The organism is Streptomyces incanus, assembly GCF_042656345.1.
Lineage (GTDB): Bacteria > Actinomycetota > Actinomycetes > Streptomycetales > Streptomycetaceae > Streptomyces > Streptomyces incanus.
On the sequence record NZ_JBHSPC010000164.1, the window covers coordinates 42,515 to 68,594 of the forward strand.

Here is a 26,080-nt window from a genome sequence, read left to right on the forward strand (position 1 = left end):
AAGGCCGGCCCACACCCGTCCACGGCCCGTCCCGCGACCGGTCCGTCGCGCGATCCGCCGCACCCGCCTCACATTCCGCCGCACCGCTCCGACCTGCGTCGGCGCCTGATCCGGAGGTGACTGTCAGTGGTGGGGTGCAGACTGGCGGGTGTCCGGAACGAGGACGTCGACGAAGACGTCGCGGAGGTGATCGGCATGTCCGAGGTTCTGCTCGCCGTGGGCACCCGCAAAGGTCTGTTCATCGGGCGCAGGCGGGGTACCGACTGGGAGTTCGACGAAAGCCCTTACTTCAACGCGCAGGCGGTGTACTCGGTCGCCGTCGACACCCGCGGTCCGGCACCGAGACTGCTGGTCGGTGGTGACAGCGCGCACTGGGGCCCGTCCGTGTTCCACTCCGACGACCTGGGCCGGACCTGGACCGAACCGGCTCGGCCCGCCGTCAAGTTCCCCAGGGACACGGGGGCGTCGCTGGAGCGGGTCTGGCAGCTCCATCCGGCGGCCGCGGAGCCGGACGTGGTGTACGCGGGCACGGAACCGGCCGCGCTCTACCGCTCGGAGGACCGCGGGGAGACCTTCGACCTGGTCCGGCCGCTGTGGGAGCATCCGACCCGTTCCCGATGGGTGCCGGGCGGCGGCGGTGAGGGCCTGCACACCGTGCTGACCGACGAGCGGGATCCGCGGGCGGTGACGGTCGCCGTGTCCACGGCGGGCGTGTTCCGCACGCTGGACGGCGGTTCGAACTGGGCCCCGTCCAACTCCGGGGTCTCCGCGGTGTTCCTGCCGGATCCGAACCCGGAGTTCGGCCAGTGCGTGCACAAGGTGGCCCGGGACACGGTGACACCGGATCGGCTGTATCTGCAGAACCACTGGGGTGTGTACCGCAGCGACGACGCGGGCGCGCACTGGACCGACATCGGTGCCGGGCTGCCGTCGACGTTCGGCTTCGCGGTCGTGGCCCATCCGCATCGGGGTGACACGGCGTACGTGTTCCCGATCAACGCCGACTCCGACCGCGTACCGGCCGACCGGCGCTGCCGCGTCTACCGCACGACGGACGCGGGCCGAAGCTGGGAGCCGCTCGGCGCGGGCCTGCCGCGGGGCGATCACTACGGCACGGTGCTGCGCGACGCGATGTGCCACGACGGCGCCGACCCGGCGGGCGTGTACTTCGGAAACCGCAACGGCGAGGTGTACGCGTCGGCCGACGACGGCGACAGCTGGCGGCAGCTCGCCGCGCATCTGCCGGACGTGCTGTGCGTCCGGGCCGCGGTTCTCCCGTGAAACGAATCGGCTGAAGCCCGAGGGATCGGACCTACTGGCCCCGCAGGCGCAGCCGCCTGCCGCCCCGCGAAGCGAACCACCCGCCGTCCGGAGGAGCCTCGGGGCAGCCCTGAGACGGCGAGCCGGAAGCACGACCTCAATGTCTGCGTGCCGTCACGATTCCGCACGGACGGAATTTCCCCGTCTCCTCTCGGCGTCATCAACTTGACGTGCTCCCTGGCCTAAAGGCCAGGGATTCCGGCCTGGGTCGGCTGACCCTTCCGGTGGCTTCCTGCTTCAACGCGCTGTGCCGGGACTTTCGACCTGGTCCTACCGGCGCTCCACGAGGCGTTTAGCGTCTCCGCCCGTCCGGCGGCGACGATTCGGCGTCCTTCGAACAGGACGTTGCGGGCCGCGTTGTGGTCGCGGTCGTGCACCGTGCCGCACGCCTTGCACGTCCACTCCCTCACGTGCAGCGGCTTGGGTCCGTCCCGAAATCCGCAGGCCGAGCAGACCTGGGAGGACGGGAAGAAGCGGTCCACCCTGGCGAAGATGCGTCCGTGCTTGACCGCCTTGTACTCCAGCATGCCGACGAACGCGGACCAGCCCGCGTCGTGCACGGACTTGGCGAGCCGGGTGCGGCCGAGACCGGCCACCGCGAGGTCTTCCACGTACACCGCTTGGTTGTCGCGAATGATCCGTGTGGATGCCTTGTGGTGGAAGTCCCGGCGCCGGTCGGCCACCCTGGCGTGCTGGCGTGCGACCTTGAGGCGGGCCCTGGCCCGGTTCTTCGACCCCTTGGTCTTGCGGCACAGGTCCCGCTGGAGGCGCTTGAGTTTCTTCTCCGCCCGGCGCAGGAAGCGGGGGCTGTCGATCCTGCGGCCGTCGGACAGGACGGCGAAGGCGGACAGGCCGAGGTCGAGACCGGCGTCGGTCTGAAGGCCGGGGAGGATGTCCGGCTCGGTGTCCACGACGAAGCTCAAAAAGTAGCGGCCACAGCTGTCCTTGGTGACGGTCAGGGACGTGGGCGCGGCCGGAAGCCGGCGGGACCACGTGACCTTGAGGTTACCGACCTTGGCCACGTACACCGTGCCGCCCGCCTGGAGGGAGAAGGCGTTGGTGTTGAGGCGGATCGACTGGCGGGTGTCCTTCTTCGACTTGTAGCGGGGCGGGCCGACCTTGCGGCCCTGCCGCTTGTTCTTGAGACTGTCGAAGAAGTTCTGGTAGGCGGTATCGAGGTCCCGCAGGGACTGCTGCAGGACGACCGCGGAGACGTCGGCGAGCCAGGCGCGTTCGGCGGTGCGCTTGGCCTGGGTGATGCGAAGCCGGGACAGCTCGGCCGACGTCACGTACGGCAGTCCCGCCGCGTGCGCCTCCTTGCGGTCGCGCAGGCAGTCGTTCCACACCACGCGGGCGCACCCGAACGCCTGCGCCAGCGCACGGCGCTGGGCGGCGTCCGGGTAGGCCCGGTAGTTGTAGCGGAGCTGCACAAACCAAGACCCTACGATCATTGACCTCATCACGGCACGGAACGACGAAAGGCATATAAGACGCATTATTCCCGTGAGGGAGATGTGCGCCTGGTCTTCGTGACGAAGCACCTGCGCGGGTGTTCGACGACGAGATGCCGACGCACTGCGAAGAGATCATGCGCAAGGTCTGCGAGGACTCCGAAGCGGAACTGAAGAAGTTCAACGGCGGACGCGATCACGTCCACCTCCTGATCAACTACCCGCCCAAGGTCGCCGTCTCCAAGCTGGTCAACAGCCTCAAGGGCGTCTCCGCCCGCCGGATACGGCTGGGGACACCTCCCGGCCGAAGGCCGGGGGGAAAGTTCACCGGCCGGATCAACCGCGCCATCATGCACGGACACTTGTGGTCGCCCTCGTATTTCTCCGCATCGTGCGGCGGAGCACCGTTGGCGATCGTCCGCCAGTACATCGAGCAGCAACAACGTCCACTCCAAGGTGCACGTCAGAGCAGTCCTGAGATGCATTCATCCCCGGCGTGAACGCCGGGGCTTTCTGCACGAGTCCCGGTAACCGGCTGAACACTCGGAACACTCGGACCGGATGACCGCACACAGGGGACCGCCGTGCGTACTGCGCACAAGAACTGGAAGACCTATGCCCTGGGAGCCGCGGTCCTGACCGCCCTCCTTTCCGTTACGGCCCTCGCCCCGACGGCGCTACCCGGCCGGCGCGTTCGCCTCTTGGGCGGACGGCAGTCGCCAGTCCACGGGGGCCGCGCCCTGCCGGACCAGGTAGTCGTTGGCCCGGCTGAACGGGCGCGAGCCGAAGAAACCGCGGTCCGCCGACATGGGCGAGGGGTGCGCCGACTCGATCGCCGGATAGTCCCCCAGCAGCGGGCGCAGGTTGCGCGCGTCCCTCCCCCACAGAATCGACACCAGCGGCCCGCCCCGCGCGGCCAGGGCGCGGATGGCCTGCTCGGTGACTTCCTCCCAGCCCTTGCCCCGGTGCGCGGCGGGCTTGCGCGGGGCGGTGGTGAGCGCCCGGTTGAGCAGCAGGACGCCCTGTTCGGTCCACGGGGTCAGATCACCGTTGACGGGCCTGGGCAGGCCCAGGTCGGTGTTCAGCTCCCGGTAGATGTTCTCGAGGCTGCCCGGCAGCGACCGCACGTCCGGCGACACCGCGAAGCTCAGCCCGATCGCCATTCCCGGTGTCGGATATGGGTCCTGACCGACGATCAGGACCCTTACGTCGTCGAAGGGTTGCTGGAACGCCCGCAGGACATTCGCTCCCGCCGGGAGGTACGTCCGGCCGGCCGCGACCTCCGCGCGCAGGAAGTCCCCCATGGCCGCGACGCGTCCGGCCACCGGTTCCAGGGCCTTTGCCCAGCCGGGCTCAACAAGTTCATGCAAGGGTCGTGGTGCCACGGCGGATCACTCTACTGGCTCGCACCGACACCCCTGGCCCAGCAGCCCGCTTCATGCGTCGGGGGCGCCCTGGGGCGCTACTCTTCCTCCCCGTCGAGGTCGAGGCCCGGGAAGAGAGGGGAGCCCGTTGCGTCCGTCCGACAACGGTGCGCCGACGAGCGGTTCGCCGATCAGTGGTCCGTCAACCCGGCAGGGGGCGGCGGCGACAGGCGCGACGGTCGCCGGGCCCGGGTTCGTCGCCGTGGACTCCGGGGGCTCGGGGCTGCGGGTCGTCGTCGGTACCGCCGGACGCGGTCCGCTCGCCCGGGGTGCGTCCGCGGAGCCGGTGCGCACCGGCTCCCGGGGGATCGACCCCGGCCATCTGATGGAACAACTGGTGCCCATGGCCCGGGGACTGGCCGTCGAGGCCGGCATCGGACGGCTGGACACGGCGGTCGTCGGTGCGGCGGGGCTGGCCAGTCTCGGGGACGCGCTGCGCGCCGTGCTGCCGGCAGCACTCTCCCGGGAACTGGGGGTGTGCCGCGTCGCTCTGGCCGCCGACGCCGTCACCGCCTACGTCGGCGCCCTGGGGCCGCGGCCGGGTGCCGTGGTCGCCGCCGGTACGGGTCTGATCGCCGTCGGCACCGATCTGGCCGGCTGGCGCCGGGCGGACGGCTGGGGGCATCTGCTCGGCGACTGCGGCGGTGGCGCGTGGATCGGGCGGGCCGGCCTGGAGGCGGCGCTGCGCGCCCATGACGGACGGGACGGCGGCTCCGGCCGCCTACTGGAACTCGCCGAGGAGACGTTCGGCCCGGCGGCGACGCTTCCCGGCCGTCTGTATCCGCGTACCGACCGGGCGGCCGTCCTCGCCTCCTTCGCACCCCGGGTGGCCGAGTGCGCCGACGGTGACGCCGTCGCCTCGGACATTCTGCGGGCGGCCGCCCGGCACATGGCGGACTCGGCGGCGGCCGTCTGCCCGGAGACGGGCTCGGGAGGGGGCGGGGGGTCGGCCGGAGGGTCGGGGTCGGGCGAGGGCCCGGACGCGGGCGAGCCGCTGGTGGCGTTCACCGGTGGCCTGCTCAACCTGGGCGACCCCCTCCTCGTCCCCCTGGGCGAGGAACTGGCGAAACGGCTGCCCTGGGCACGGCGGGTGGCGGCGGAAGGAGATCCGTTGCACGGGGCGGTACGTATCGCCACGGACCTCGCGACCGATTCGTTCACCCTTCCGGGTGACGAGAAGATGCTGTGCGTGACGAGCCCGGCAGGTGAGGGGGGCGCCGGTGCGCCCGATACCCATACATGACACATCAGACAAAAACGGATGTAGTCCGCGCAGGCGCACCCTCCCCGAACAGGGGAGCACAGGAAACCACTAACATTCCGCTCCATGAGCACCCCCACTGGGCCCGCGTCCGGCCTGCCAGTACGAATGCCGCGCCCCCGCCAGCCCGGACGGCACCGCCGTCCCGAGCCTCTGGTGGCTCCCGAAGGCGCGCCCGCGCTCGTCCTCGCCGTGCCGGGTACTCCCAGCAGCGCCACCCGCTCCCTCGCCGACGAGGTCATCAGCATCGCCCGTTCCGAGCTGCCGGGCCTGGACGCCCGGACCGGTTACCTCGACGGGGACGACGCAGAGTTTCCCACGCTGCAGTCGGTGCTGGCGTACGCCGCCGAGGAGCGCGCCGCCCGTTTCGAGCAGGCGCGCGCGGCCGGCCTGGACGCCAAGGAGCCGGACGGCCCCGTCGCCGTCGTCGTGCCGCTGCTCGCCGGTCCGGACAGCGCGCTGTTGCGCCAGGTCCGTCAGGCCCTGATGGACAGCCGTGTCGCCGCCGAGCTGACCGACGTGCTCGGCCCGCACCCGCTGCTCGCGGAGGCGCTGCACGTACGGCTGTCCGAGGCCGGACTGGCTCGCGCCGACCGTGCCCGCCTGTTCACCGTGGCGACCGCCGCGGACGGCATCATCCTCGCCTCCGTGGGCGGTGACGAGGCCGTACAGGCGGCCGGGATCACCGGCATGCTGCTCGCCGCGCGCCTTGCCGTGCCGGTGATGGCGGCGGCCCTGGACGAGGAGGGCTCGATCGCGTCGGTGGCCGAGCAGCTGCGCGATTCCGGTTCGCAGCAGCTGGCGCTCGCACCGTACCTGATCGGCCCCGAGATCGACGCGAGCCTGGTCGAGGAGGCCGCGAAGGAGGTGGGCTGCTCCGCCGCCGAGGCGCTGGGTCCCTACCCGGCGATCGGCAAGCTCGCCCTGGCCAGGTACACCTCCGCGCTGGGCATCAGCCCGCAGCAGACGCAGAGCACTCCGGCGAACTGACCCCGGGCGGGCTCATCCGCTCCACGACGCAGACGCCGAACAGGCCCGCTCCGACCACCGGAGCGGGCCTTTCGGCGTGTACGGCCGGGAGCGACGCGGCACCCCCGAGCCGCGCGTGCGGGCGGGGCCCCCTCACTCAGGCTCCCTGCACTCGGGGAATCGCTCAGCCGACGACCACGCACGACGCCGCCGTCACCGGGATCGAGCCGCGGCGCCGGGGGATTCCGGTGGCCGGGTCGACCGCGAACCAGGTCACGTCCCCGGAGCGCTCGTTCGCCACGTACAGGAAGCCGTGGGACTCGATGAGCGCGCGGGGCCAGTGACCGCCGCAGGGGACGGTGGCGATCAGCCGCAGCCCGGCCGTCCTCTCCGCCCCGGCCGCCCCGTCGCTTCCGGCCGAGCGGTCAAGGTGGCCCGCGCGGTCCGCGCCCTGCTCTACCGCGAACACCGACAGGACGTCCTCTCCGCGGGTCGCGGTCCATACGAAGCGGCCGTCGGGCGAGACTGCGACGCCCGACGGGTAGGCGTCGCCGGACGGGGCACCGGGCAGGACGGGAATCTCGGTGAGCGGCCGCAGCCTGCCCTCGGCGGCGTCCCAGCTGCAGACGGTCAGGGTGGGGCTGAGTTCGTTGAGGAGGTACGCGCGCGTGCCGTCCGGGTGGAAGGCCAGGTGGCGCGGGCCCGAGCCGGGGCGCAGCGCCACCTCGCGGTGTCGCGCGGGAGCCCCGTCGGCCAGGGTGTACACCCGTACCGAGTCCGTGCCGAGGTCGACGCCGACCGCCCAGCGGCCGCTCGGGTCGGGCTGCACCTGATGGGCATGCGGCCGCTGCCGGCGGTGCGGGTGAGGGTCCGGGCCGGTGTGCGGGAACACCCCGGACGCGGAGCGTGCCAGGCTCCCGTCGGCGCGGACGGGGACGGCGGTGACGCTGCCCGAACCGTAGTTGGCCGTGAGGACGTGTCCGGCGAAAAGGCAGAGGTGGGTCGGCCCGTTGCCGTGGACCGGCACCGCGGGTCCGGCCTGCTCCGGTGTGTCCCTTCCTTCCCCGGCCCCGGCTCCGGGCACCCGGAACGCGGCCACGGCCCCTTCGGCTGTCTCACTGACCGCGTAGAGCGTCCGTCCGTCGGGAGAGAGCGCCAGGCAGGAGGGGTCGGGCAGGCCGTTCACGGTGCTCAGCACGGTCAGGGAGCCGTCGTCGGGAGTGAGGGCGGCGGTGACGATGCCCGGGCCGCCCGCCGTCGTGAACGTTCCTATGAACGCCCGCCGCCTGCCGTTCGTCACGCCCGCGTCCTCCACGCTCACGCCTGATCCCCTCTCGCTTCCGGCCGACCGGGGTGACGCTAGCAGTCGATCACTAAAGGTCTGGACCAGGAAGGGCGCTCCGCCCGACCCCGCAGGCCGTCGCCCTCAGGCCCCGACCAGCGGAGACCCGGACGGTGGTGCCCGCAGGGGCGGCGAGTTCGGCGAGGGCCCACTCCAGGCCGTGGAGATGGGCCAGGGCCGGTTCCGTCGCCGCCGGGGGCGTCCGCACGGCGGCCGCGGTCCAGGACCCTGGCGCCATGGGGCGGGTGTCTCCGGCGAACGTCCGGATCCGGTCCCTCCCGACCCGTTGACGCCCTCCCGCCCCTCCCTATCGTCCGGTCGACCATCTGCACGGTGTTCGTAATATCGAATATCTGGGCTCGACGCCCGGTAACGCCGCCGCGCCTTGGCAGAAAATTTCTTCCGGAACGGTGATTGTCCTGCCGCTCTCATCCGTACTCCCTGGTGTTGGGCTGTTGATACACCAGGAGGAACGATGCGCATCTCGCGCAGCACGGCAGGAACCGCGTTCGTGGGCGGAGCCATGGTTCTCACCCTCACCGCGCTCGCCTACCCCACCATGCTGGGCGTGCAGACCACATCGAGCACCCAGGACCGGGTCGTCGCCAACACGCAGTACGGACAGCTGACCGAGGCCGACCGTGATTTCGTGGTCAAGGTGCGCGCGGCCGGGCTGTGGGAACACCCCCTGGGTCTGCTGGCGAGGGAGCGGGGTACGACACCGGAGATGAAGGAGGCCGGAGAGCACCTGGTCGTCGGGCACGGACGGCTCGACGAGAGCTGCCGCAGGATCTCCCTCGAACTGGGCATCACCCTGCCCAACCAGGCTTCCCCCCAGCAGCAGCAGTTCGTGGAGACCATCAAGTCCACCAACGACAAGGAGTTCGACACCACGGCCGTGAACATCATGAGGGTGACGCACGGCCAGATCTTCTCGGTGATCGCCAAGGTCCGGGCCAACACCAGGAACACCCTGGTGCGGCAGTTGGCGGACCAGGCCAACGACACGGTGCTCGACCACATCACGGTCCTGGAGAAGACCGGCCTGGTCAATCACGAGCAGGTCAACTTCCAGCAGACCAGCCCGCCCAAGATGCCCCGGGAGCAGGTGACGCCGCCGGCCCCGCAGGCGGGCTCCCCGGTGCTGGTGCTCGAGATTCCCGAGGAGCTGAAGGACCTCAACACGGTCTCCCCGGCGCCGACACCGGGCGCGACGGTGAAGTAGGAGTCCCGGCCACCGGGAGCCAGGCGTCAGGACCCGCGGCGGGGTTTGCCCCGGCGCGGGTTCTTCGGTGTGCCGCCGGTGCCCTTCTTCTTAGGTGCCCCGCCGGTGCCCCTCCGCTGCCCTCGGCCGGCCGGCCCGCCCGCCGCCTGCTGCCGGGCAGCGCCCTTATCGGCGGTGCGCCTGGGCTTGTCCTGCTTCTTCTGCTTCTCCTGCGCGGAATCCTGGGGCTGGGTGCGGCCCCGGGTGCTGTTGACGGTCCGGCCGCGGACGATCCCGATGAAGTCCTCCACCAGGTCGGTGGTCGCGGCCTCGGGCCACGCCAGCGCCACACCGGACTCGGGGGCGTCCTTGAGCGGCCGGTGGGTGAGGTCCTTGCGGTGGTACAGCCGCGCCAGGGACAGCGGTACGACGAGCACGCCGATCCCGGCCGCGACGAGCTCGACGGCGTCGGCAGTGGTCGCGGGGCGTTCGAGGGCGGGCCTCCCGGACAGGGTCTCCCAGGTGAGGACGTCGTCGAGGGGGTGCAGCACGATCTCGTCGGCCAGGTCCTCCGGGGACACCTCGTCGACCGCCGTCACGAGGTGGTCCTTGGGAACCACGACGACCGTCTGTTCGGTGTAGAGGGGGATCGCGCTGAGCACCGTCCGGTCGACGGGCAGCCGGACGAGGCCCGCGTCCGCGTCACCGGCCAGCAGCAGGCCGCCCGTCTCCGCGGCGGGCACCTGGGTGAGGGCCAGCGGGACACCGGGCAGCCGCTCATTCCAGACGCGCACCCACTTGCCGGGCATCACCCCGGGTGCGTACACGAGCCGGAACGACGGGGATACATCCGAGCCTTTCACCCGGCCAGGTTACCGTCCGTGGCCACGAGCCATGGACCGTGGACCGTGGACCGTGGATGATGACCACCGATCACGGCAGCCGGTCGCGGCCCCCGGTCCTGCTCGGCGATCACGCCAAGGGGCTGTGGTCGTCGATGGTGGTCGGCGGTCGCGCGTACGGTCGATACCCTGGGCACCATGACGTCGCACCAAAACACCCAGACGATGAAGCCCGCGACCGCGGCGAAGAAACTGGGTGTGTACCTCGAGGCCACCCCCGCCGAGTTCCGGGAGGGTGTCGTCTCACGCGCCGAGCTGAACGCGCTCCAGGCCGACCCGCCCCAGTGGCTGCAGGAGCTGCGGCGCAACGGCCCGCACCCCCGCCCCGTGGTCGCGTCGAGGCTGGGTGTCTCCATCGCCGGTCTCGCCCGCGGCGGAATCACCGAGCCGCTCACCACGGAGCAGATCGACGCCCTCAGGGAGGAACGCCCCGAGTGGCTGGAGCGTGAGCAGGCCACTCAGGCCGAGGTCCGCAAGGAGGCGGAGCGGATCAAGCAGCGGAACGCGGAACGCGCGAAGCACAACAGCTGACCACGGCAACTGACCACGGCGCACCCCCCCTCTCCTCGCGTCACACCCTCTGACGTCGAACACCCCCGAACGGATTTTCCCCTCGGGGGTGTTCTCGTTCGAGTGGGATGCCGCACGAAGCGGAACGAGGGAACGTAAGCCTGCAGTACACCTTCCGGCGCATAGAAATATCTATCACCATGGCTGCACACCGGACCGGCGCACGCCCGTGGGACCGTCGGCCCGGATCCAGTACGCGCCCGCAGCGGCGCGGCCAACCGTGCCCGGGGTGGGACATGCAGAGCGTCAGATGGAAACAGGCCGTCGAATGGCTGGCCGCCGCAGCCGGGGATCCCCGTGAGTGCAAACGGCAGTGGGACCACGGCACGGGGACAGCACTGCTGGCGGCGGGACGCTATTGGGACGTGCTCAGCGTTCCCGACCGGCTCGGACTGCTCGCCCTGGATCTCCTGTGGAACGATCCGCTGAAGGTGCCCGGCCCCACCCTGGTGGACGTCACGGCCCGCCGCGTCGGCTTCTTCCTGCCGCCTGACCCGGCCGGCGAGTGGATCGGGTTCGGCGTACGGCATGTCGGCCGGGGCTCCTGGGTGGCGGTGCCCCCGCCGTACCGGCCCACCGGCCGCCTGGAATGGCTCGTACCCCCGGACGGCACCGGCACCCTGCACTCCCCCGTCCCCCTCGAACAGGCCCTCCGCAGGGCCACCGGCACCCTCGCCGTTCTGACCCCGGCGGGGGCGGAGCCGGGGGGCTGGTGACAGGCGATCATGGCGGTATGACATCCGGCCGGATCACCTTCCTCAACGGCACCTCCGGTTCGGGCAGGACGAGCACCGTCCGGGAGCTTCTGGACGTCCTGGGCGACGGTGTCTTCTTCCACCTGGCCGTCGACGGCTTCAGCGCGATGCGCACCAGGCGAGAGCTCGGGGCGGAGCAGCTCGACACCGCGCTGCGGCAGACCCGGGAAGGCCTCCACCGCTCAATCACGGCCATGGCCGGAGTGGACAACGACATCGTGGTCGACCATGTGCTGAGCGAACCGTGGCGACTGCTCGACTGCCTGACGGTGTTGCCTCCGGAGGACGTTCTGTTCGTCGGTGTCCACTGTCCGCCGGACGAACTGACCCGTCGCGAGCCGGCCCGGGGCGGCCGCCCGCCGGGCCTCGCGGCGCACCGGTACGATCCGTTCCACGCCCACGGCGACTACGACCTGGTGTGCGGCACCGGCACGGCAAGCCCTCGCGAGTGCGCACAGCGCGTCAAGGAGTTCCTCGCGCGCCGGCCCGGTCCCACGGCTTTCACCCGCCTCCGCCGCCGTCACCTGGCGGCCGACCGAGCGGGGAGGGAGCAGGCGCGGGGTTGACCCTCGACCTTGTCGAGGCATGAGGGTCTCGGGTGTGGAGAGCGAGATGCGCAGCATTGGTGAGATGGCCCGGGACAGCGGCCTGAGCGTGAGCGCCCTGCGGTTCTACGACCGTGCCGGTGTGCTCGTACCCGCCTGGGTCGATCCGGTGAGCGGCTACCGCTGGTACGCCCCCGGGCAGCTGGACGAGGCCCGGCTGCTGGCGCGGCTGCGGCGGGCCGGTATGCCCCTGGCCGACATCCGGCTGGTGTTGGCCGGCTGGACCGGCGCGGACACCGATCTCGTACAGCAGCTCCTTGAGGCACACCTGCGCCGCCTGGAACGAGGGCTGGCCGATGCCCGCGGTGAGTTCTCCACGCTCCGAGCCCTACTCGACGACAGGGAGAAATCCATGACCCCGCTCCGTACCGCCACGGCCCGGCCTGCCCTTGCCTCATCCGAACTGGCCGCCGCGTTGGACGCGGTCCGCTTCGCGGCCTGTACCGACCCCGAGTTGCCGATGCTCGGCGGAGTCCTCTTCGACCTCGATGGCGACGCGTTGCGCCTCGTGGCCACCGACCGGTACCGGCTGGCTGTCGCGCGGGTCCCGGTCACCGGGCACGGCGGGCCGCGCGTGCAGGTCGTGGTGCCCCTGCCACTCGTCGACGCGATGCGGGCGCTGGTCGGCGGCACCGAGCCCGTACGGCTTGCCGTGGACGGTGACCGGGTGACCCTGGAGACCGGGGGCGGTCGCCAGGTGGCCGGTCAGTCCCTCGATCACGACTTCCCGGACTATCTCCGTCTGGTCAGCCTCCCCGCCGGGCGCCGCGCCGTGGTCGACGTGGCCGCCTTCCGGGAGGCGGTGCAGGAGGGCCCCGTCCGTACGGGCGAGGTGCGCGAGCAGGACGGGGCGGTCTTCGACGTCAGTGTGATCGGAGCCGGTGCCGACGGCGCGGTGCAGGTCTGCGACGACGGTACGGACGGGGACGGCGGGGTGAACGGGAACGGCGACCGTGTCGCGGTCAACCGTACGTTCCTGCTGGATGCCCTCGACGCCGGGGCCCGTGACCGACTGGTATTGGAGTTCGGCGCCCCCACGGCGCCCGTCGCGATCCGCCGACCGGACGACGAGGACACGTTCTCCCTGCTGATGCCGGTCCGACTGGACGGCTAGGGCCTCAGCAGAAGCCCCGTGCTCCACGGCCCCGATCAGGGCGGGGAGCACGGGACCCGGGCGGCAGAAGAGGGCGGCCCGGCGCTATGGCCGTCCGGTCTTTCCGTCCTCCACAGGCTCCAGCATCTCCAGGGCGGGGGCCATGGCGGAAGCGGGGGCGGGTGCGGCCTCGGCGGGGGCGGGAATGCCGTCCGTGGGGGCCTTCTTCATGCTCATTCCCGCCCGAGGATCTCGGCGGCGGTCTCGATGCCCTCCCGGGTGCCGATGACGATGAGTGTGTCCCCGCCCGCCAGGCGGAAGTCGGGCGTCGGGGACGGGATCGCCTCGGCCCTGCGCAGTACGGCCACGATCGAGGCTCCGGTGTCGGTGCGGATCCTGGTCTCGCCCAGCAACCTGCCGTTCCAGTGCGAGGCGGCGGACAGTTCGATGCGCTCGGCGACCAGGCCGAGGTCGGTCGTGTGCAGCAGGTTCGGACTGTGGTGAGCGGGCGTCAGCGCGTCGATCAGGGCGGCCGATTCGGCGACGTTCAGCCGCAGCGACTGGGCGCAGGCGTCCGGGTCGTCGGTCCGGTAGACGTTGACCGTGCGTGCGCCGTCCCGGTGCGCGATCACGGACAGGTGCTGGTGCTCACGCGTGGTGAGATCGTATTTCACGCCGATGCCCGGCAGCGGCGTGGTGCTCATCCGTGGAGCAGGCACAGCCCGTCCCCTTCCCGGTTTTCTTCTGTCGTCCGTCCATGGGCGGGGACCCTCATCGCGCTGATGGTCAGCCCCCGTGGAGACATCGTGTCATCCCGCGATCTCGCCGAGATATTGGGTAACGCCACGGATGGGCAACAGTTGTGACGGCCACCGACCCTCCCCCGTGGGCCCTGGAGTGGTGCCATGCCGTGCGCGGGGCTGGAACCGGCAGCTCCGGAAATCGTCTGGTCAGGTCGGCCGCGGGAGGTGGCCCGTAGGTCCCATGGCGGCGAGGCATGCCCGTGGGACCATTTATATGACATACCGATTCAGGAGGCGTGATGGGTGGTCTGGTCGTAGTCGGAGTTGACGGGTCGGCATCGAGTCTGGCCGCGGTGGGGGCCGCGGCCGAGGAGGCCCGGCGGCGCGGGACCGAACTGCGGGTGGTGCATGCGTTCCTCTGGCCCGCCATGCATGTGCCGCTGGGACCCTCGCCGCTGGGACCGCCCGAGGGCGGTCTGCGGACCATGGTCGAGAAGCTGGTGGCCGAGGCGGTGGAGCACGCCAGGTCCGTGGCGCCGGACGTGGAGGTCTCGCACGCCGTGGTGACGGGCGAACCGCTGACCGTACTGGAGGCGCAGTCCCTCAACGCGGAACTGGTGGTCATCGGATCGCGTGGCATGGGAGGTTTCGTCGGGCTTCTGGTGGGATCGACGGCGGTGCACCTGGCGAGCCACGGGCGGTGCCCGGTGCTGATCGTGCGGGAGACGGGCGCCTCGGACGGGCCTGTGGTGGTCGGGGTCGACGGTTCCCCGGCGGGCGCGAAGGCGATCGGCTTCGCCTTCGCCGAGGCGTCGCTGCGCGGGGCCGAACTGGTCGCGCTGCACTCCTGGACCACCTGGAACGCGCCGGCGCCCCCGCCGCAGGACGAGAAGGCTCCCTACGCGAGCGGGCCCGACGCGCTGAGGGCGGGTGAGGAGCGTCTGCTGTCCGAGGCACTGGCCGGGCAGCAGGAGCGGCACCCCGGTGTGAAGGTGCGGCACGAGGTCGTGCACGGCGGAACGCGCGAAGCGCTCATCGAGGCGAGCCGTACGGCGCAGTTGCTGGTGGTCGGGGCCCGGGGGCGGGGCGGGTTCTCAGGACTGCTGCTCGGCTCGGTCAGCCAGGCGATGCTGCACCACGCCCACTGCCCGGTGGCGGTCGTCCGCGGCGGCGGGGAGAAGGACGGGGACGCATAGCCCGCCCCCCTTCGGAGCTTTCGGGCCGGTACGGTGCCCTGCCCGCGGGTACTTCGGTACGCGCGGGCAGGGCCGGGACGCACCCGCCACGAGGGGGGTGCCCGATCGGGACGGGAGTGAACGGTGAATGACGTGGTGATGGTCGGAGTGGACGGATCACCGTCCAGTCTCGCCGCTGTGGACGTCGCGGCCCGTGAGGCGCGGCTGCGCGGCGCACAGCTGCGGGTCGTGCACGCCTTCAGCCGTCCGTCCGACCTGGACCCGATGGTCCACGGCGTCCTGGCACAGGCAGAACAGCGGGCCGCTGACGTGGCGCCGGGCCTGGAGGTGTCCAGGACCGTGGCGTCCGGGGACACCCTGACGGTGCTGCGGAGCGAGTCGCGCCACGCGGTGCTGGCGGTGGTCGGCGGGCGGGGCCGCGGCGGGTTCGGGGACCTGCTGCTGGGCTCGACGGTCGTGCAGCTTGCCGCCCACGGTTTCTGCCCGGTCATGGCGGTGCGGGGGCGCCCCGATCCGCAGGGGCCCGTGCTCCTCGCCGTGGACGGTTCGCCCGCCGGGGCCGCGGCGGGCGGGTTCGCCTTCGCCGAGGCGGCGCTGCGGAAGGCCCCGCTGATCGCGCTGCACGTGTGGAACACCTGGAGCGAGCCGACACCACACGAGGGTCACACCGATCCGCTGAACGTGGTGATCGACCTGGACCAGCTCCGCGAGAAGCACCGGCGCCGGCTGGAGGAGGTCCTGGCTCCATGGCGGGCTTCTCATCCGGAGGTGTCCGTGGAACCGCTCCTGGAGCGGTCCCGGGTGCGGCACGCGCTGCTGGAGGCCGCCAAGGAGGCCCAGCTGCTGGTGGCGGGGGCACGGGGACACGGCGGATTCACCGGGATGCTGCTGGGGTCGGTGAGCCAGGCACTGTTGTACCACGCCGACTGCCCGGTCACCGTCGTCCGCGGCGAGCGGTGATCCATCGACGGCACGGCAGGGCGGCGGCAGGGCGACGGCAGAAGAGGACCATGTACACGACGCGGGTCTCGGGTCGGGTGAACGCTCCCCGGCCGGCCGTCTATCGGGCGCTGGTGAGCGCGGACGCGATCGCACGGTGGCGGGTGCCGCCGGGCATGCGGGGCGAGGTGCACGAGTTCGAGGCGCGCGAGGGCGGCAGGTTCCGGGTCTCACTCACGTACGACGCGCCGGACGCGGTCGGCAAGTCGGCCGCTCACACCGACATTTACCACGGCAGCTTCGCGCGGCTCGTGCCGGACGAGATGGTGGTGGAGGTGGTCGAGTTCGAGGCCGAGGACCCGGCGCTGAGCGGCACGATGACCATGACGACCACGCTCACGGACGCCGACGGCGGCACCGTCGTCCTGGTGGTCCACGAGGGCGTCCCCGACGCCGTGCCCGCCGCGGACAACGAGGCGGGGGCCCGCTGGGCGCTGACCCGTCTCGCGCGGTTCGTGGAATCGGGCGGCGCCTCCTCCTCCTGAAGCCGTCCGTCCCGCATCCTTTCCGGACGCTTCGGGCCTCCGGATGCTCCGGATCTGCGCGCTCTCCGCGCTCTCCGGCGGAACCCGCTTCGGTCGGGGGCCGCCCGAGGAACACGAGTACCACGCCCGCCGGCTCGTGGCTGTCTTGAACGGGGTTCGCCGGCCCCGGGGGGACTGGCAGAGGTGACCCTGCCCCTCGAACGGTCGGGCGACCGGTCACCCGGGCCTCCCGCCGGCCTCTTCTCGCCGGCCGCGCTGGTGTGCGGACCACCCACCGGCCCGCCGCTCGCACACCCGGCGGAGCCACTTCTCACCGTTTCGGTGGGGCCGGAGCTTCCCGGCGGAGACACGGGGCCGACCTGCGCCCGGCCGCCTGCCGCCGGCCCGGCGCCCCCGAGGCGGCCGGGCTCGTCGACCGGTCGCGGGCCGCGGGCGCCGAATTCCGCCGGTCCGGGACGAGCACGAGGTGGCGGTCCGTCGCGCCGACCGCAAGACCCTGCTGCACCCGCGGGTGGGCCACCCGCTGCTGAACTGCGAGACCCCGGTCACTCCGGACCAGGGTCAGCTACTGCTCGTGCTCACCCCGGCGGACGCCGAAGCCCGCGAGCGGCCGGGGCTGCTCCGGGTACTCGGCGTCGAGGAGTTCCCCACGGGGGCGGCGGGCAGCCCCGTGCGGTGAGGCGGCCGCTCACCGGCCTGCCGGCCTTTCGGTCTACCGGCCTCCGAGGAAACTCAGCCGGACCCGGCGGTCGGGGTTGTCGCGGTTGGTGTCGACCAGGCACACGGACTGCCAGGTGCCCAGTTCCAGTTGGCCGCCCAGTACGGGCAGGGTGGCGTGCGGCGGGACGAGGGCGGGCAGGACGTGGTCGCGGCCGTGGCCGGGGCTGCCGTGGCGGTGCTGCCAGCGGTCGTCGGCCGGCAGCAGGGTGTGCAGGGCCGTCAGGAGGTCGTCGTCGCTGCCGGCGCCTGTCTCGATGACAGCGATGCCGGCGGTGGCGTGCGGCACGAAGAGGTTGAGCAGCCCGTCGCGGCCGGCCGCCACCTCCCGTAGGAAGGACTCGCAGTCACGGGTGAGGTCGACGATCCGCTCCGCGGAGCCGGTGGCGACGTTCAGGACCCGGGTGTCGAAGGCATCTGGCATAGCTTCCATCCTGGCCCATGCACCGGGGCTCTTCGAGGGAGGAAGCCCTCGAGTGGCGGTAACGGCTCGTGGGAAGATGTGCGCCCCTATCGATGTTAGTAGAAACGTGAACTACATCAGCGAGGCCGAGGCGGCCGAGGTCCAGGCAGTCGTCATAGGCGCTGGACAGGCAGGACTGTCCAGCGCCTATCACCTGCGGCGCACCGGTTTTGAACCGGAGCGAGACTTCGTGGTGCTCGATCACAACCCGGGCCCCGGCGGGGCCTGGCGGTACCGCTGGCCCTCGCTCACCTACGGCAGGGTGCACGGGATGCACTCGCTGCCCGGCATGGAACTCACGGACGCCGATCCGGCGCGGCCGTCCTCCGAGGTCATCACCGAGTACTTCGACCGTTACGAGCGGACGTTCGGCCTGCGGGTACGGCGGCCGGTGAAGGTGCGGACGGTACGGGAGGGCGCCGGCGGGCGGCTGCTCGTGGAGACCTCGGCGGGCACCTGGTCGACGCGGACACTGATCAACGCCACCGGCACCTGGGACCGGCCGTTCTGGCCACGCTACGAGGGGCAGGAGACCTTCCGGGGGCGGCAGTTGCACACCGCGCAGTACCCCGGCCCCGAGGCGTTCGCCGGGCAGCGGGTCGTCGTGGTGGGGGGAGGCGCCTCGGCCACGCAGCACCTGCTGGAGATCGCCCCGTACGCGGCGGACACCACCTGGGTGACCCGGCGGCCCCCGGTCTTCCGCGAGGACCCCTTCGACGAGCAGGCGGGACGGGCGGCCGTGGCACTGGTCGAGGAACGAGTGCGGCAAGGGCTGCCGCCGCGCAGTGTCGTCTCGGTGACGGGGCTGCTACTGAACGACGCGATCCGCCGGGGCATCGCCGACGGCGTACTGGACCGGCAGCCGATGTTCGACCGGATCACGCCGGAGGGGGTGGAGTGGAAGGGCGGGCGGCAGGTGGCGGCCGACGTCATCCTGTGGGCCACCGGATTCCGTCCGGCCATCGACCATCTCACTCCGCTGCGGCTGCGGGAACCCGGTGGCGGCATCCGCGTCGAGGGCACCCGGGCGGTCGCCGACCCCCGCGTCCACCTCGTCGGCTACGGCCCCTCGGCCAGCACCGTCGGCGCCAACCGTGCCGGACGCGCGGCCGTACGGGACATCAGGCGTCTGCTGGCGGAGGAACGCGCCACGGTCTGATGCCGGCGGCGGAGGAGCGCGCCACGGTCCGACGCCGACGGCTGGTACGGGCCGCCTCACTTCCCCCCCGGCTCCGCCTGCTTCTCCGCCTGCTTCTCCTTCTGCTGCCGCGCGTTGAACTCGGCGACGTCACTCTGGTGTTCGCTGTAATCGGCGGTGAAGCGGGTGTCACCCGGCTTGACCGTGATGAAGTACAGCCAGTCGCCCGGCGTCGGGGTGATCGCCGCGCGCATCGCTTCCTCACCGGGGTTGTCGATCGGGGTGGGCGGCAGCCCCATGCGCGCATAGGAGTTGTAGGGGCTGCTGACCTCGATGTCCTTCTCCTTGACGCCGGGCGTCGAACGGCCCAGGGCGTAGTCGACCGTCGAGTCCATCTGCAGCGGCATCCCGCGCTCCAGGCGGTTGAAGATCACCCGGGCGACCTTGCCCATGTCGGCCTTGGTGGACGCCTCGGCCTGGACGAGGCTCGCGATGGTGACGGCCTGATAGACGTTCATCGCGTTGCGCTGCGCACCGGCGGCGATCGGGGCTCCGTTGAACTTCTTGTTGGCCGTCTCGACCATCAGCGCCAGCAACTGCTCCGGTGTCGCTTTCTCCTTCAACGGATACGTCGCCGGGAAGAGGTAACCCTCCGGGTTCCCGTCGGCGTCGTCCGGCAGCTTGAGGTCGGCCTTCGCGAGGGACTTCCTCGTACTCCCCGCGGGCAGTTCGAGGGCCTTGTCGACGGCCGCGTACACCTGGCTCGCCCGTCGGCCCTCCGGGATCACCAGGGTCGTGGGGCGGGGGTCGCCGCTGTCGCCCAGGATGAGCAGGGGCACCGCCACGGCGGTACCGGCCACGACGGCCCCGGTCGCGATGAGGGCGAGCCGCCCCCGGCGCGTCAGTCGGATCGTGCCTCGTGACGGAGTGTTCGTCTGCATGCGGGCACGGTAACTCGCACATCGCCACAAACCCGGCATATTTTCATCTCGTCGGCTCCAGTTGGGCGTCCCTGCGGACCAGGGCCGCGTACCTCCCGTCCCGCTCCAGGAGTTCCTCGTGCGTGCCGCGTTCGACCGCGCGTCCCGCGTCGAGCACCACGATCTGGTCGGCGCCGCGGACGGTGGAGAGCCGGTGGGCGATGGTGAGCGTGGTGCGGTCGGCGGACAGTGCGTCGATGGCCTGCTGGACGGCGGCCTCGGTACGGGTGTCGAGCGCGCTGGTGGCCTCGTCGAGAACGAGCACCGGCGGATCGCGCAGAATGGTCCGGGCGATCGCCAGGCGTTGCTTCTCACCGCCGGAGAAGCGGTGGCCGCGCTCCCCCACGACGGTGTCGTACCCGTCGGGCAGGGCGGCGATGTGGTCGTGGATCTGTGCCGCCCGTGCCGCCGCATGGAGTTCCTCGTTCGTGGCGTCGGGCTTCGCGAAGCGCAGGTTGTCGGCTACGGAGGCATGGAAGAGATACGTCTCCTGGGAGACGACGCCGACCGCGCGCGCCAGGGTGTCGAAGTCGAGGTCGCGCACATCGAACCCGTCGAGGGTGACCCGGCCCCCGGTGACGTCGTACAGCCGCGGCACGAGGTGGCCCAGCGTGGACTTGCCGGCGCCGGTCGAACCGACCACCGCGAGACTGGTGCCGGCGGGGACGGTGATGTCGATGCCGTCGAGGACGGGGCCGCCCTTGCCGTCGTAGCCGAAAGTGACGTTCTCGAACCGGACCTCGCCGCCGACCCGGTCCAGGTGGACCGGGTCCGCGCGCTCGGTGATGTCGACGGGGAGGTCGAGATACTCGAAGATGCGCTGGAACAGCGCGAGCGAGGCCTGAATCTGTACCCCGGTCGACAGCAGGCTCACGGCCGGCCGGAACAGGCCCTGCTGGAGCGAGACGAAGGCGACGACCGTCCCGATGGAGACCCCCGGTCCGCCCGTCCGCAGAGCGATGCCCGCGGTCCAGTAGATGACAGCGGGCATGGCGGCCATGACGATCGTGATGACGGCCATGCGCCAGCGACCGGCCATGCTCGACCGCACCTCCAGGTCCACCAGACGGTCGGACTCGTCGGCGAAGGCACTGGTCAGGGAGTCGGAGCGGCCCATGGTGCGGCCGAGCAGGATGCCGCTGACCGACAACGACTCGGTGACCGTGGCGGCCATCGAGGCCATCTGCTTCTGACGCTGGGTGGTGATCTTCTTGCGTTCGTTGCCGACACGACGGCTGATCCACACGAAGGCCGGCAGCAGGACCAGCGAGACAACGGTCAGCCGCCAGTCGAGGACGAGCATCGCGACGACGGTGGCGACGACGCTGGTGAGGTTGGAGACCAGGGAGGTCGCCGTGGAGGTCACGGTCGCCTGCATGCCGCCGATGTCGTTGGCGATGCGGGACTGGACCTCGCCGGTGCGGGTACGCGTGAAGAAGGCGAGCGACATGCGCTGGAGCCGGTCGTAGACGGCGGTGCGCAGATCGTGCATGACGCGCTGGCCGACGGTCGTGGAGATCAGCGTCTGGAGCACGCCGAAGACGCTGGTGAGGACGGCGCTGAGGATCATGCCGAGGGCCAGCAGGCTGAGCAGTCCGGTGCGGCGCTCGGGGATCGCGACATCGAGGATCGCCTTGAGCAGGAACGGGGTGGCGACCGAGACGAGCGACGCCGCTCCGACGAGCAGGCCGACGATCGCGAGGCGACCCCAGTAGGGGCGGAACAGTCTCAGGATGCGGCGCACCTGCCGGGGCTGTTCCCCGGCGCCCGCGGGTGCGCTCCAGGCGGGTTCATGGTCGGGGTGCATGGTCTCCTTCGAGGGCTCGGGAGCGGAAAGCAGTGCGCGGGAGCCCAGGACCGCCGTGGGGATGTTGCGGGATGCCGGGCCAGCGGAGCTTAGCTCATTGTTACCTATGCTCACAATGAACGACGTCCTGATATTGTTCCGCACATGACCACCCCCGACCCCGACGGCCTGCTGGCCGAGCAGTTGCTTCGGCTGACCCGCCGGGTGCACCGCATTCAAAAGCGCCATCTGGTGCGGCGCGAACTGGGCATCACCCCTGCCCAGTCCCGGTTGCTGCGCACTCTCGCCCACTGTGCCTCGCCGCCCCGCATGGCCGACCTGGCGGAGCGGCTGGAGGTGGTACCGCGAGCCGTGACGACGCTGGTCGACGGGCTGGAGGCGAGCGGCAAGGTGCGGCGGGTGCCCGATCCGGCCAATCGGCGGGTGATTCGGATCGAGCTCACCGACGACGGACACGCGGCCCTGCGGGAGCTGCACGCCGCGCGCAGGGCCGCCGCGGAGGAGATCCTGGCTCCGCTGGCGGACGAGCAGCGCAAGGTTCTCGGCGAGCTGCTGAACACGCTGATCGACGGGACGGCCGCCACCCCGCAGCACCGCGACGCGTCCTGCTGAGACACCGCGCCGGAGGTCGCTGCCGGGGCCTCGTGCCGTCGTCGGCCGGTGCGCCCGCCGGGGTCGTCCGGTGTGCCGTGAGGTTCCCGTCCCGTGCGTCGAACCGATTCCGGGCTCTGCGTGAAAAATCGTTTGCTTTGCGGCACGCAGTGGCGTCAACCTGTCACGGTTTGCTGTCGCCGCTGTCCAAGGACGGCGCGCGGCCCCGCCTTAGCGAGCCACTGGGACGTCATGCAGATACAAGACCTTCCGTATCCCGACCCGGGCGTGCCCGACGCCCGCTCGGGCCCCCGATTCCTGCGGTGGCTCTTCCGGAACCAGCTCCCGGGCCAGCTCAAATCCCTCGCCTGGGGACTGCTGCACTTCGCCTCCGTCGCCTCGCTCCCGTTCTGTGTGGGCATCGGCGTCCAGGCCGCCGTCGACCGTTCCGGCACCCGGCTCGCCCTGGCCGGCGGGCTCATGGCGCTGGCCTGCGTGGGCAACGCGGTCGGCGACACCTTCCTGCACCGGGCCGCCGTCACCAACTGGATCACCGCGGCCGCCCGTGTCCAGCAGCTGCTGGCCCGCAGGACCGCGACGCTGGGTTCCACGCTGACCCGGCGCGTCGCGGCCGGCGAGGTCGTAGCCGTCTCCACCGGTGACGTCGAGAAGATCGGCTGGTTCGTCGAGGCACTGTCCCGGTTCACCGCGGCCGTGGTCACCATCGTGCTGGTCTGCGTCGGCCTGCTCGTCTACCAGCCCGCGCTCGGTGTGGTCGTCGTCGTGGGCCTGCCCCTGCTGGCACTCGCGGTCCTGCCGCTGCTGCCCCACGCCACCCGGCGGGCCGACGTCCAGCGGGAGAAGGCCGGACGGGCCACGGAACTCGCCTCGGACACCGTCGCCGGACTGCGTGTACTGCGCGGCATCGGCGGCGAGGAGCTGTTCCTCGACCGCTACCGTCGCGCGTCCCAGGAAGTCCGCCACGCTGCCGTGCGCAGTGCCCGGATGTGGTCCCTGATCGCCGCGATCCAGGTACTGCTGCCGGGAATCCTGCTGATCACGGTGGTCTGCTACGGCGTTCACCTGGCCCGTCAGGGGCGGATCGCCGTGGGTGAACTGGTCACCGTCTACAGCTCGGTGATGCTGCTCGCGTATCCTCTGCGCCACTTCGAAGAGATCGCGATGGCCTACTCCTTCTCCCGGCCGTCGGCCAAGCGTGCGGCGCGTGTGCTGTCGCTGGAACGGGCCGTGGACGCCGCCGGGACGCCCGGTTCCGAGAGGTCCGAGAGGCCCACCGGAGACCTGTACGACCCGGCGACCGGTCTGTTCGTCCCGGCGGGCCGGCTCACCGCCGTGGTGTGTGGGGATCCGGACACGGCGGGACGTTTGGCCGAACGGCTCGGCGGGCATGCGGCGCAGGCCACGCGGAACGGCTCGGTGCTGCTCGGCGGCGTGCCGCTCGACGAGCTGCCGCTGGACTCCGCCCGCGGCTCCGTCCTCGTCCAGGACAAGGATCCGGTGCTGCTGTCGGGCACACTGCGCGAACTGCTCGACGTACCCGCGTCCGGGGCCGTCGAAGCGCGCGAGGCGCTGGGCGCCGCGCAGTGCGGGGACGTACTGGCGGCGCTGGTGCAGGGTTCGCTCGACGCCGCGGACCCGATGGACGCGCAGCTCACCGAGCGTGGACGATCCCTTTCCGGTGGTCAGCGCCAGCGACTCTCACTGGCCCGGTCGCTGGTCACCGACCCGGAGGTCCTCGTCCTGGACGAGCCGACCTCCGCCGTCGACTCGCACACCGAGGCCCGTATCGCCGAGGGCGTACGGGAACTGCGGTCGGGACGGACGACCGTCGTGTTCACCTCGTCGCCGCTGCTGCTGGACCGGGCGGACCAGGTGGTCTTCCTGCACGACGAGACGGTCGTGGCGGTCGGCGGCCACCACGAGCTGGTGCGTACCGAGCCCCGGTACCGGGCCGTGGTGACCCGCGAGACGGAGGCCGAGGCGAAGACCGAGACCAGGACCGGGGCCGAGACCAGGACCGGGGCCGGAGCGAAGACCGAGACCAGGACCGGGGCCGGGGCGAAGACCGAGACCGGGGCCGGAGCCGGGGCCGAGGCGAAGACCGAGACCGGGGCCGGAGCCGGGGCCGAGGCGAAGACCGAGACCGGGGCCGGAGCCGGGGCCGAGGCGAAGACCGAGACCGGGGCCGAGGCCGGAACGGACGACCTGACCGAGCTGGACAAGCTCGTAGAAATCGAGGAGACAGCATGATCGGCGTGGCGCCACCGGCCTACGACCCGGCGGCCCCGACCACGGCCGGCACCCTGCCCGTGGGCGCGACCGCCACCGTCCGCGCCTATGTGGGCGAGCTGCTCCGCAGGCACCGCAGGGCCTTCGTACTCCTGATCACGGTGAACACCGTCGCGGTGATCTCCTCGATGGTCGGCCCGTACCTGCTGGGCGGCCTGGTGGAGCGGGTCTCGGACCGCACGCGGGAGCTCCATCTGGGGCTCACCGCCGCACTGTTCGTGGTGGCGCTGGTCGTCCAGGCGGTGTTCGTGCGGCAGGTGCGACTGCGCGGGGCGATGCTCGGAGAGCGGATGCTGGCCGATCTGCGCGAGGACTTCCTGGTGCGGTCGGTCGGGCTGCCGCCCGGTGTGCTGGAGCGGGCCGGGACGGGTGATCTGCTGTCCCGGATCACGACCGACATCGACCGGCTCGGCAACGCGATGCGTGAGGCCGTGCCCCAGCTCGCCATCGGTGTGGTGTGGGTGGTGCTGCTGCTGGGCGGCCTGGTCGTCACGGCACCCGAACTGGCGCCGGCCGTACTGGTCGCCGTTCCGCTGCTCGTGGCCGGCTGCCGCTGGTACTTCCGGCGGGCGCCGGCCGCGTACCGTTCCGAGGCCGCCGGGTACGCCGCCGTGGCCGCGGTGCTCGCCGAGACCGTGGACGCGGGACGGACCATCGAGGCGCACCGGCTCAGCGAGCGCCGGGTGGCGTTGTCGGACCAGCGGGTCAAGGAGTGGACGGCCTGGGAGCGCTACACGCTGTGGCTGCGGTCGGTGCTCTTCCCCGTCATCAACATCACCCATGTGACCGTGCTCGGCTCGGTGCTGATGATCGGTGGTGTCTTCGTCCTGCAGGGCTGGATCGGTGTCGGCCAGCTGACGACCGGTGCGCTGCTGGCGCAGATGCTCGTCGACCCGGTGGGGCTGATCCTGCGCTGGTACGACGAGTTGCAGGTGGCCCAGGTGTCGCTGGCCCGGCTGGTCGGGGTCCGGGACATCGAGCCCGACACCGGTGACGCCGCGCTGACTCCTGACGGGCGCCATGTGCGCGCCGAGCGGGTGCACTTCGGCTACCACGAGGGCGTCGACGTGCTGCGCAAGGTGTCGCTGGAGGTCGCGCCCGGCACCAGGCTGGCGCTGGTCGGCCCGTCCGGCGCGGGCAAGTCCACCCTGGGACGGCTGCTCGCCGGGATCTACGCGCCCCGGGACGGCACGGTGACCCTGGGCAGCGCCGAACTGTCCCGGATGACCGCGGAACACGTCCGTACCCATGTGGCCCTGGTCAATCAGGAGCACCACGTCTTCGTGGGTTCCCTGCGCGACAACCTGCGGCTCGCCCGGGCGGATGCCGAGGACGCCGAGCTGTGGGCGGCGCTCGGCGCGGTCGACGCGGACGGCTGGGCGCGTGCGCTCGACGACGGTCTCGACAGTGAGGTCGGCTCGGGCGGGCTGGCGCTCACCCCGGCCCAGGCGCAGCAGATCGCGCTGGCCCGGCTGGTGCTGGCCGATCCGCACACGCTGGTGCTGGACGAGGCGACCTCGCTGCTGGACCCCCGCGCGGCCCGGCACCTGGAACGCTCGCTGGCCCGTGTCCTCGACGGCCGCACCGTCGTCGCCATCGCCCACCGCCTGCACACCGCCCACGACGCGGACGTCATCGCTGTTGTCGAGGGCGGCCGCATCAGCGAGCTGGGCAGCCACGACGAGCTGGTCGCTGCGGGCGGTGCGTACGCGGCGCTGTGGCGCTCCTGGCACGGGTGAGGGCCCAGGTGAGGGG

At 71.6% G+C, this 26,080-nt stretch carries 24 protein-coding genes and 2 pseudogenes; 17 read left to right on the forward strand and 9 right to left on the reverse strand.

The annotated features are described in order from the left end of the window. The first annotated feature begins 126 nt into the window (after positions 1 to 126). Positions 127 to 1,281, forward strand: coding sequence for a WD40/YVTN/BNR-like repeat-containing protein (locus ACFP2V_RS36365; protein WP_381220218.1), 1,155 nt, complete (start codon positions 127 to 129; stop codon positions 1,279 to 1,281). A gap of 221 nt (positions 1,282 to 1,502) precedes the next feature. On the opposite strand, the gene ACFP2V_RS36370 is transcribed toward ACFP2V_RS36365, so the two are convergent. Continuing rightward, a complete protein-coding gene (locus ACFP2V_RS36370) occupies positions 1,503 to 2,750 on the reverse strand; it encodes an RNA-guided endonuclease InsQ/TnpB family protein (RefSeq protein WP_381220569.1) in 1,248 nt (415 codons plus the stop codon). A gap of 84 nt (positions 2,751 to 2,834) precedes the next feature. Between ACFP2V_RS36370 and tnpA the strand changes: the two are divergent. Further along, positions 2,835 to 3,271: pseudogene (tnpA, locus tag ACFP2V_RS36375) on the forward strand (IS200/IS605 family transposase). Between the two features lie 177 nt (positions 3,272 to 3,448). Here tnpA and ACFP2V_RS36380 read toward each other — a convergent pair. Then, positions 3,449 to 4,156 (reverse strand): uracil-DNA glycosylase, encoded by a 708-nt coding sequence (locus ACFP2V_RS36380; RefSeq protein WP_381220220.1) that lies wholly within the window; start codon positions 4,154 to 4,156, stop codon positions 3,449 to 3,451. A 169-nt stretch (positions 4,157 to 4,325) separates the two neighbouring features. On the opposite strand from ACFP2V_RS36380, the gene ACFP2V_RS36385 reads away from it, so the two are divergent. Together ACFP2V_RS36385 and ACFP2V_RS36390 are read left to right on the forward strand one after the other, a co-directional pair. After that, positions 4,326 to 5,438 carry an N-acetylglucosamine kinase gene (locus ACFP2V_RS36385; RefSeq protein ID WP_381220571.1) on the forward strand — a complete coding sequence of 371 codons (1,113 nt, stop codon included), beginning with the start codon at positions 4,326 to 4,328 and terminating at the stop codon, positions 5,436 to 5,438. Between the two features lie 84 nt (positions 5,439 to 5,522). Beyond that, on the forward strand, positions 5,523 to 6,446 hold the full coding sequence (locus tag ACFP2V_RS36390; RefSeq protein WP_381220223.1) for a sirohydrochlorin chelatase: 924 nt from the start codon (positions 5,523 to 5,525) through the stop codon (positions 6,444 to 6,446). Between the two features lie 163 nt (positions 6,447 to 6,609). Here ACFP2V_RS36390 and ACFP2V_RS36395 read toward each other — a convergent pair whose 3' ends face one another. Next, positions 6,610 to 7,725, reverse strand: a complete 1,116-nt coding sequence (locus tag ACFP2V_RS36395) for a lactonase family protein (RefSeq protein WP_381220574.1) — start codon at positions 7,723 to 7,725, stop codon at positions 6,610 to 6,612. Between the two features lie 517 nt (positions 7,726 to 8,242). On the opposite strand from ACFP2V_RS36395, the gene ACFP2V_RS36400 reads away from it, so the two are divergent. After that, on the forward strand, positions 8,243 to 8,992 hold the full coding sequence (locus ACFP2V_RS36400) for a DUF4142 domain-containing protein (RefSeq protein WP_381220226.1): 750 nt from the start codon (positions 8,243 to 8,245) through the stop codon (positions 8,990 to 8,992). A 26-nt stretch (positions 8,993 to 9,018) separates the two neighbouring features. On the opposite strand, the gene ACFP2V_RS36405 is transcribed toward ACFP2V_RS36400, so the two are convergent. After that, a complete protein-coding gene (locus ACFP2V_RS36405) occupies positions 9,019 to 9,834 on the reverse strand; it encodes a LysR family substrate-binding domain-containing protein (protein WP_381220228.1) in 816 nt (271 codons plus the stop codon). Positions 9,835 to 10,011: 177 nt separating this feature from the next. Here ACFP2V_RS36405 and ACFP2V_RS36410 point away from each other — a divergent pair, with 177 nt between their 5' ends. The 4 genes from ACFP2V_RS36410 (at position 10,012) to ACFP2V_RS36425 (ending at position 12,917) form a co-directional block, all read left to right on the forward strand. After that, positions 10,012 to 10,404 carry a DUF5997 family protein gene (locus ACFP2V_RS36410; protein ID WP_381220231.1) on the forward strand — a complete coding sequence of 131 codons (393 nt, stop codon included), beginning with the start codon at positions 10,012 to 10,014 and terminating at the stop codon, positions 10,402 to 10,404. A 275-nt stretch (positions 10,405 to 10,679) separates the two neighbouring features. Further along, complete coding sequence (locus tag ACFP2V_RS36415) at positions 10,680 to 11,159, forward strand: hypothetical protein (protein WP_381220234.1); 480 nt, start codon at positions 10,680 to 10,682, stop codon at positions 11,157 to 11,159. A gap of 17 nt (positions 11,160 to 11,176) precedes the next feature. Further along, positions 11,177 to 11,764, forward strand: coding sequence for a chloramphenicol phosphotransferase CPT family protein (locus tag ACFP2V_RS36420; RefSeq protein ID WP_381220237.1), 588 nt, complete (start codon positions 11,177 to 11,179; stop codon positions 11,762 to 11,764). Between the two features lie 46 nt (positions 11,765 to 11,810). Continuing rightward, a complete protein-coding gene (locus ACFP2V_RS36425) occupies positions 11,811 to 12,917 on the forward strand; it encodes a DNA polymerase III subunit beta family protein (RefSeq protein WP_381220240.1) in 1,107 nt (368 codons plus the stop codon). Between the two features lie 84 nt (positions 12,918 to 13,001). Here the strand turns inward: ACFP2V_RS36425 and ACFP2V_RS36430 are convergent, their stop codons facing one another. Together ACFP2V_RS36430 and ACFP2V_RS36435 are read right to left on the reverse strand one after the other, a co-directional pair. Beyond that, positions 13,002 to 13,127: a hypothetical protein gene (locus ACFP2V_RS36430; protein WP_381220243.1), complete on the reverse strand. Its 126-nt coding sequence runs from the start codon at positions 13,125 to 13,127 to the stop codon at positions 13,002 to 13,004. A 2-nt stretch (positions 13,128 to 13,129) separates the two neighbouring features. Beyond that, positions 13,130 to 13,600 (reverse strand): cation:proton antiporter regulatory subunit, encoded by a 471-nt coding sequence (locus ACFP2V_RS36435; RefSeq protein ID WP_381220246.1) that lies wholly within the window; start codon positions 13,598 to 13,600, stop codon positions 13,130 to 13,132. Positions 13,601 to 13,938: 338 nt separating this feature from the next. Between ACFP2V_RS36435 and ACFP2V_RS36440 the strand changes: the two genes are divergently transcribed. From ACFP2V_RS36440 to ACFP2V_RS36455, 4 genes and pseudogenes are all read left to right on the forward strand, one after another. Continuing rightward, positions 13,939 to 14,835, forward strand: a complete 897-nt coding sequence (locus tag ACFP2V_RS36440; protein ID WP_381220248.1) for a universal stress protein — start codon at positions 13,939 to 13,941, stop codon at positions 14,833 to 14,835. Between the two features lie 123 nt (positions 14,836 to 14,958). Then, on the forward strand, positions 14,959 to 15,795 hold the full coding sequence (locus tag ACFP2V_RS36445) for a universal stress protein (protein ID WP_381220251.1): 837 nt from the start codon (positions 14,959 to 14,961) through the stop codon (positions 15,793 to 15,795). 50 nt (positions 15,796 to 15,845) lie between these two features. Further along, the gene (locus ACFP2V_RS36450) at positions 15,846 to 16,319 is read left to right on the forward strand and encodes an SRPBCC domain-containing protein (protein ID WP_381220254.1); all 474 of its coding nucleotides are present in this window, start codon (positions 15,846 to 15,848) and stop codon (positions 16,317 to 16,319) included. A gap of 353 nt (positions 16,320 to 16,672) precedes the next feature. Beyond that, positions 16,673 to 16,998: pseudogene (locus tag ACFP2V_RS36455) on the forward strand (MmyB family transcriptional regulator); the annotation flags it as partial. A 33-nt stretch (positions 16,999 to 17,031) separates the two neighbouring features. Here the strand turns inward: ACFP2V_RS36455 and ACFP2V_RS36460 are convergent. Beyond that, the gene (locus tag ACFP2V_RS36460) at positions 17,032 to 17,460 is read right to left on the reverse strand and encodes a YjbQ family protein (protein WP_381220257.1); all 429 of its coding nucleotides are present in this window, start codon (positions 17,458 to 17,460) and stop codon (positions 17,032 to 17,034) included. A gap of 76 nt (positions 17,461 to 17,536) precedes the next feature. Here ACFP2V_RS36460 and ACFP2V_RS36465 point away from each other — a divergent pair, with 76 nt between their 5' ends. Next, on the forward strand, positions 17,537 to 18,658 hold the full coding sequence (locus tag ACFP2V_RS36465; protein ID WP_381220260.1) for an NAD(P)-binding domain-containing protein: 1,122 nt from the start codon (positions 17,537 to 17,539) through the stop codon (positions 18,656 to 18,658). A 56-nt stretch (positions 18,659 to 18,714) separates the two neighbouring features. Here ACFP2V_RS36465 and mltG read toward each other — a convergent pair whose 3' ends face one another. Further along, the gene (gene mltG / locus ACFP2V_RS36470; protein WP_381220263.1) at positions 18,715 to 19,578 is read right to left on the reverse strand and encodes an endolytic transglycosylase MltG; all 864 of its coding nucleotides are present in this window, start codon (positions 19,576 to 19,578) and stop codon (positions 18,715 to 18,717) included. A gap of 43 nt (positions 19,579 to 19,621) precedes the next feature. Continuing rightward, complete coding sequence (locus tag ACFP2V_RS36475; protein WP_381220265.1) at positions 19,622 to 21,424, reverse strand: ABC transporter ATP-binding protein; 1,803 nt, start codon at positions 21,422 to 21,424, stop codon at positions 19,622 to 19,624. A gap of 144 nt (positions 21,425 to 21,568) precedes the next feature. On the opposite strand from ACFP2V_RS36475, the gene ACFP2V_RS36480 reads away from it, so the two are divergent. The 3 genes from ACFP2V_RS36480 (at position 21,569) to ACFP2V_RS36490 (ending at position 26,064) form a co-directional block, all read left to right on the forward strand. Further along, positions 21,569 to 22,036, forward strand: a complete 468-nt coding sequence (locus tag ACFP2V_RS36480) for a MarR family winged helix-turn-helix transcriptional regulator (RefSeq protein ID WP_381220268.1) — start codon at positions 21,569 to 21,571, stop codon at positions 22,034 to 22,036. Between the two features lie 231 nt (positions 22,037 to 22,267). Beyond that, positions 22,268 to 24,286 carry an ABC transporter transmembrane domain-containing protein gene (locus tag ACFP2V_RS36485; protein ID WP_381220270.1) on the forward strand — a complete coding sequence of 673 codons (2,019 nt, stop codon included), beginning with the start codon at positions 22,268 to 22,270 and terminating at the stop codon, positions 24,284 to 24,286. Then, positions 24,283 to 26,064, forward strand: a complete 1,782-nt coding sequence (locus ACFP2V_RS36490; RefSeq protein ID WP_381220273.1) for an ABC transporter ATP-binding protein — start codon at positions 24,283 to 24,285, stop codon at positions 26,062 to 26,064. The genes ACFP2V_RS36485 and ACFP2V_RS36490 overlap by 4 nt, the downstream gene beginning before the upstream one ends. Positions 26,065 to 26,080 lie beyond the last annotated feature (16 nt).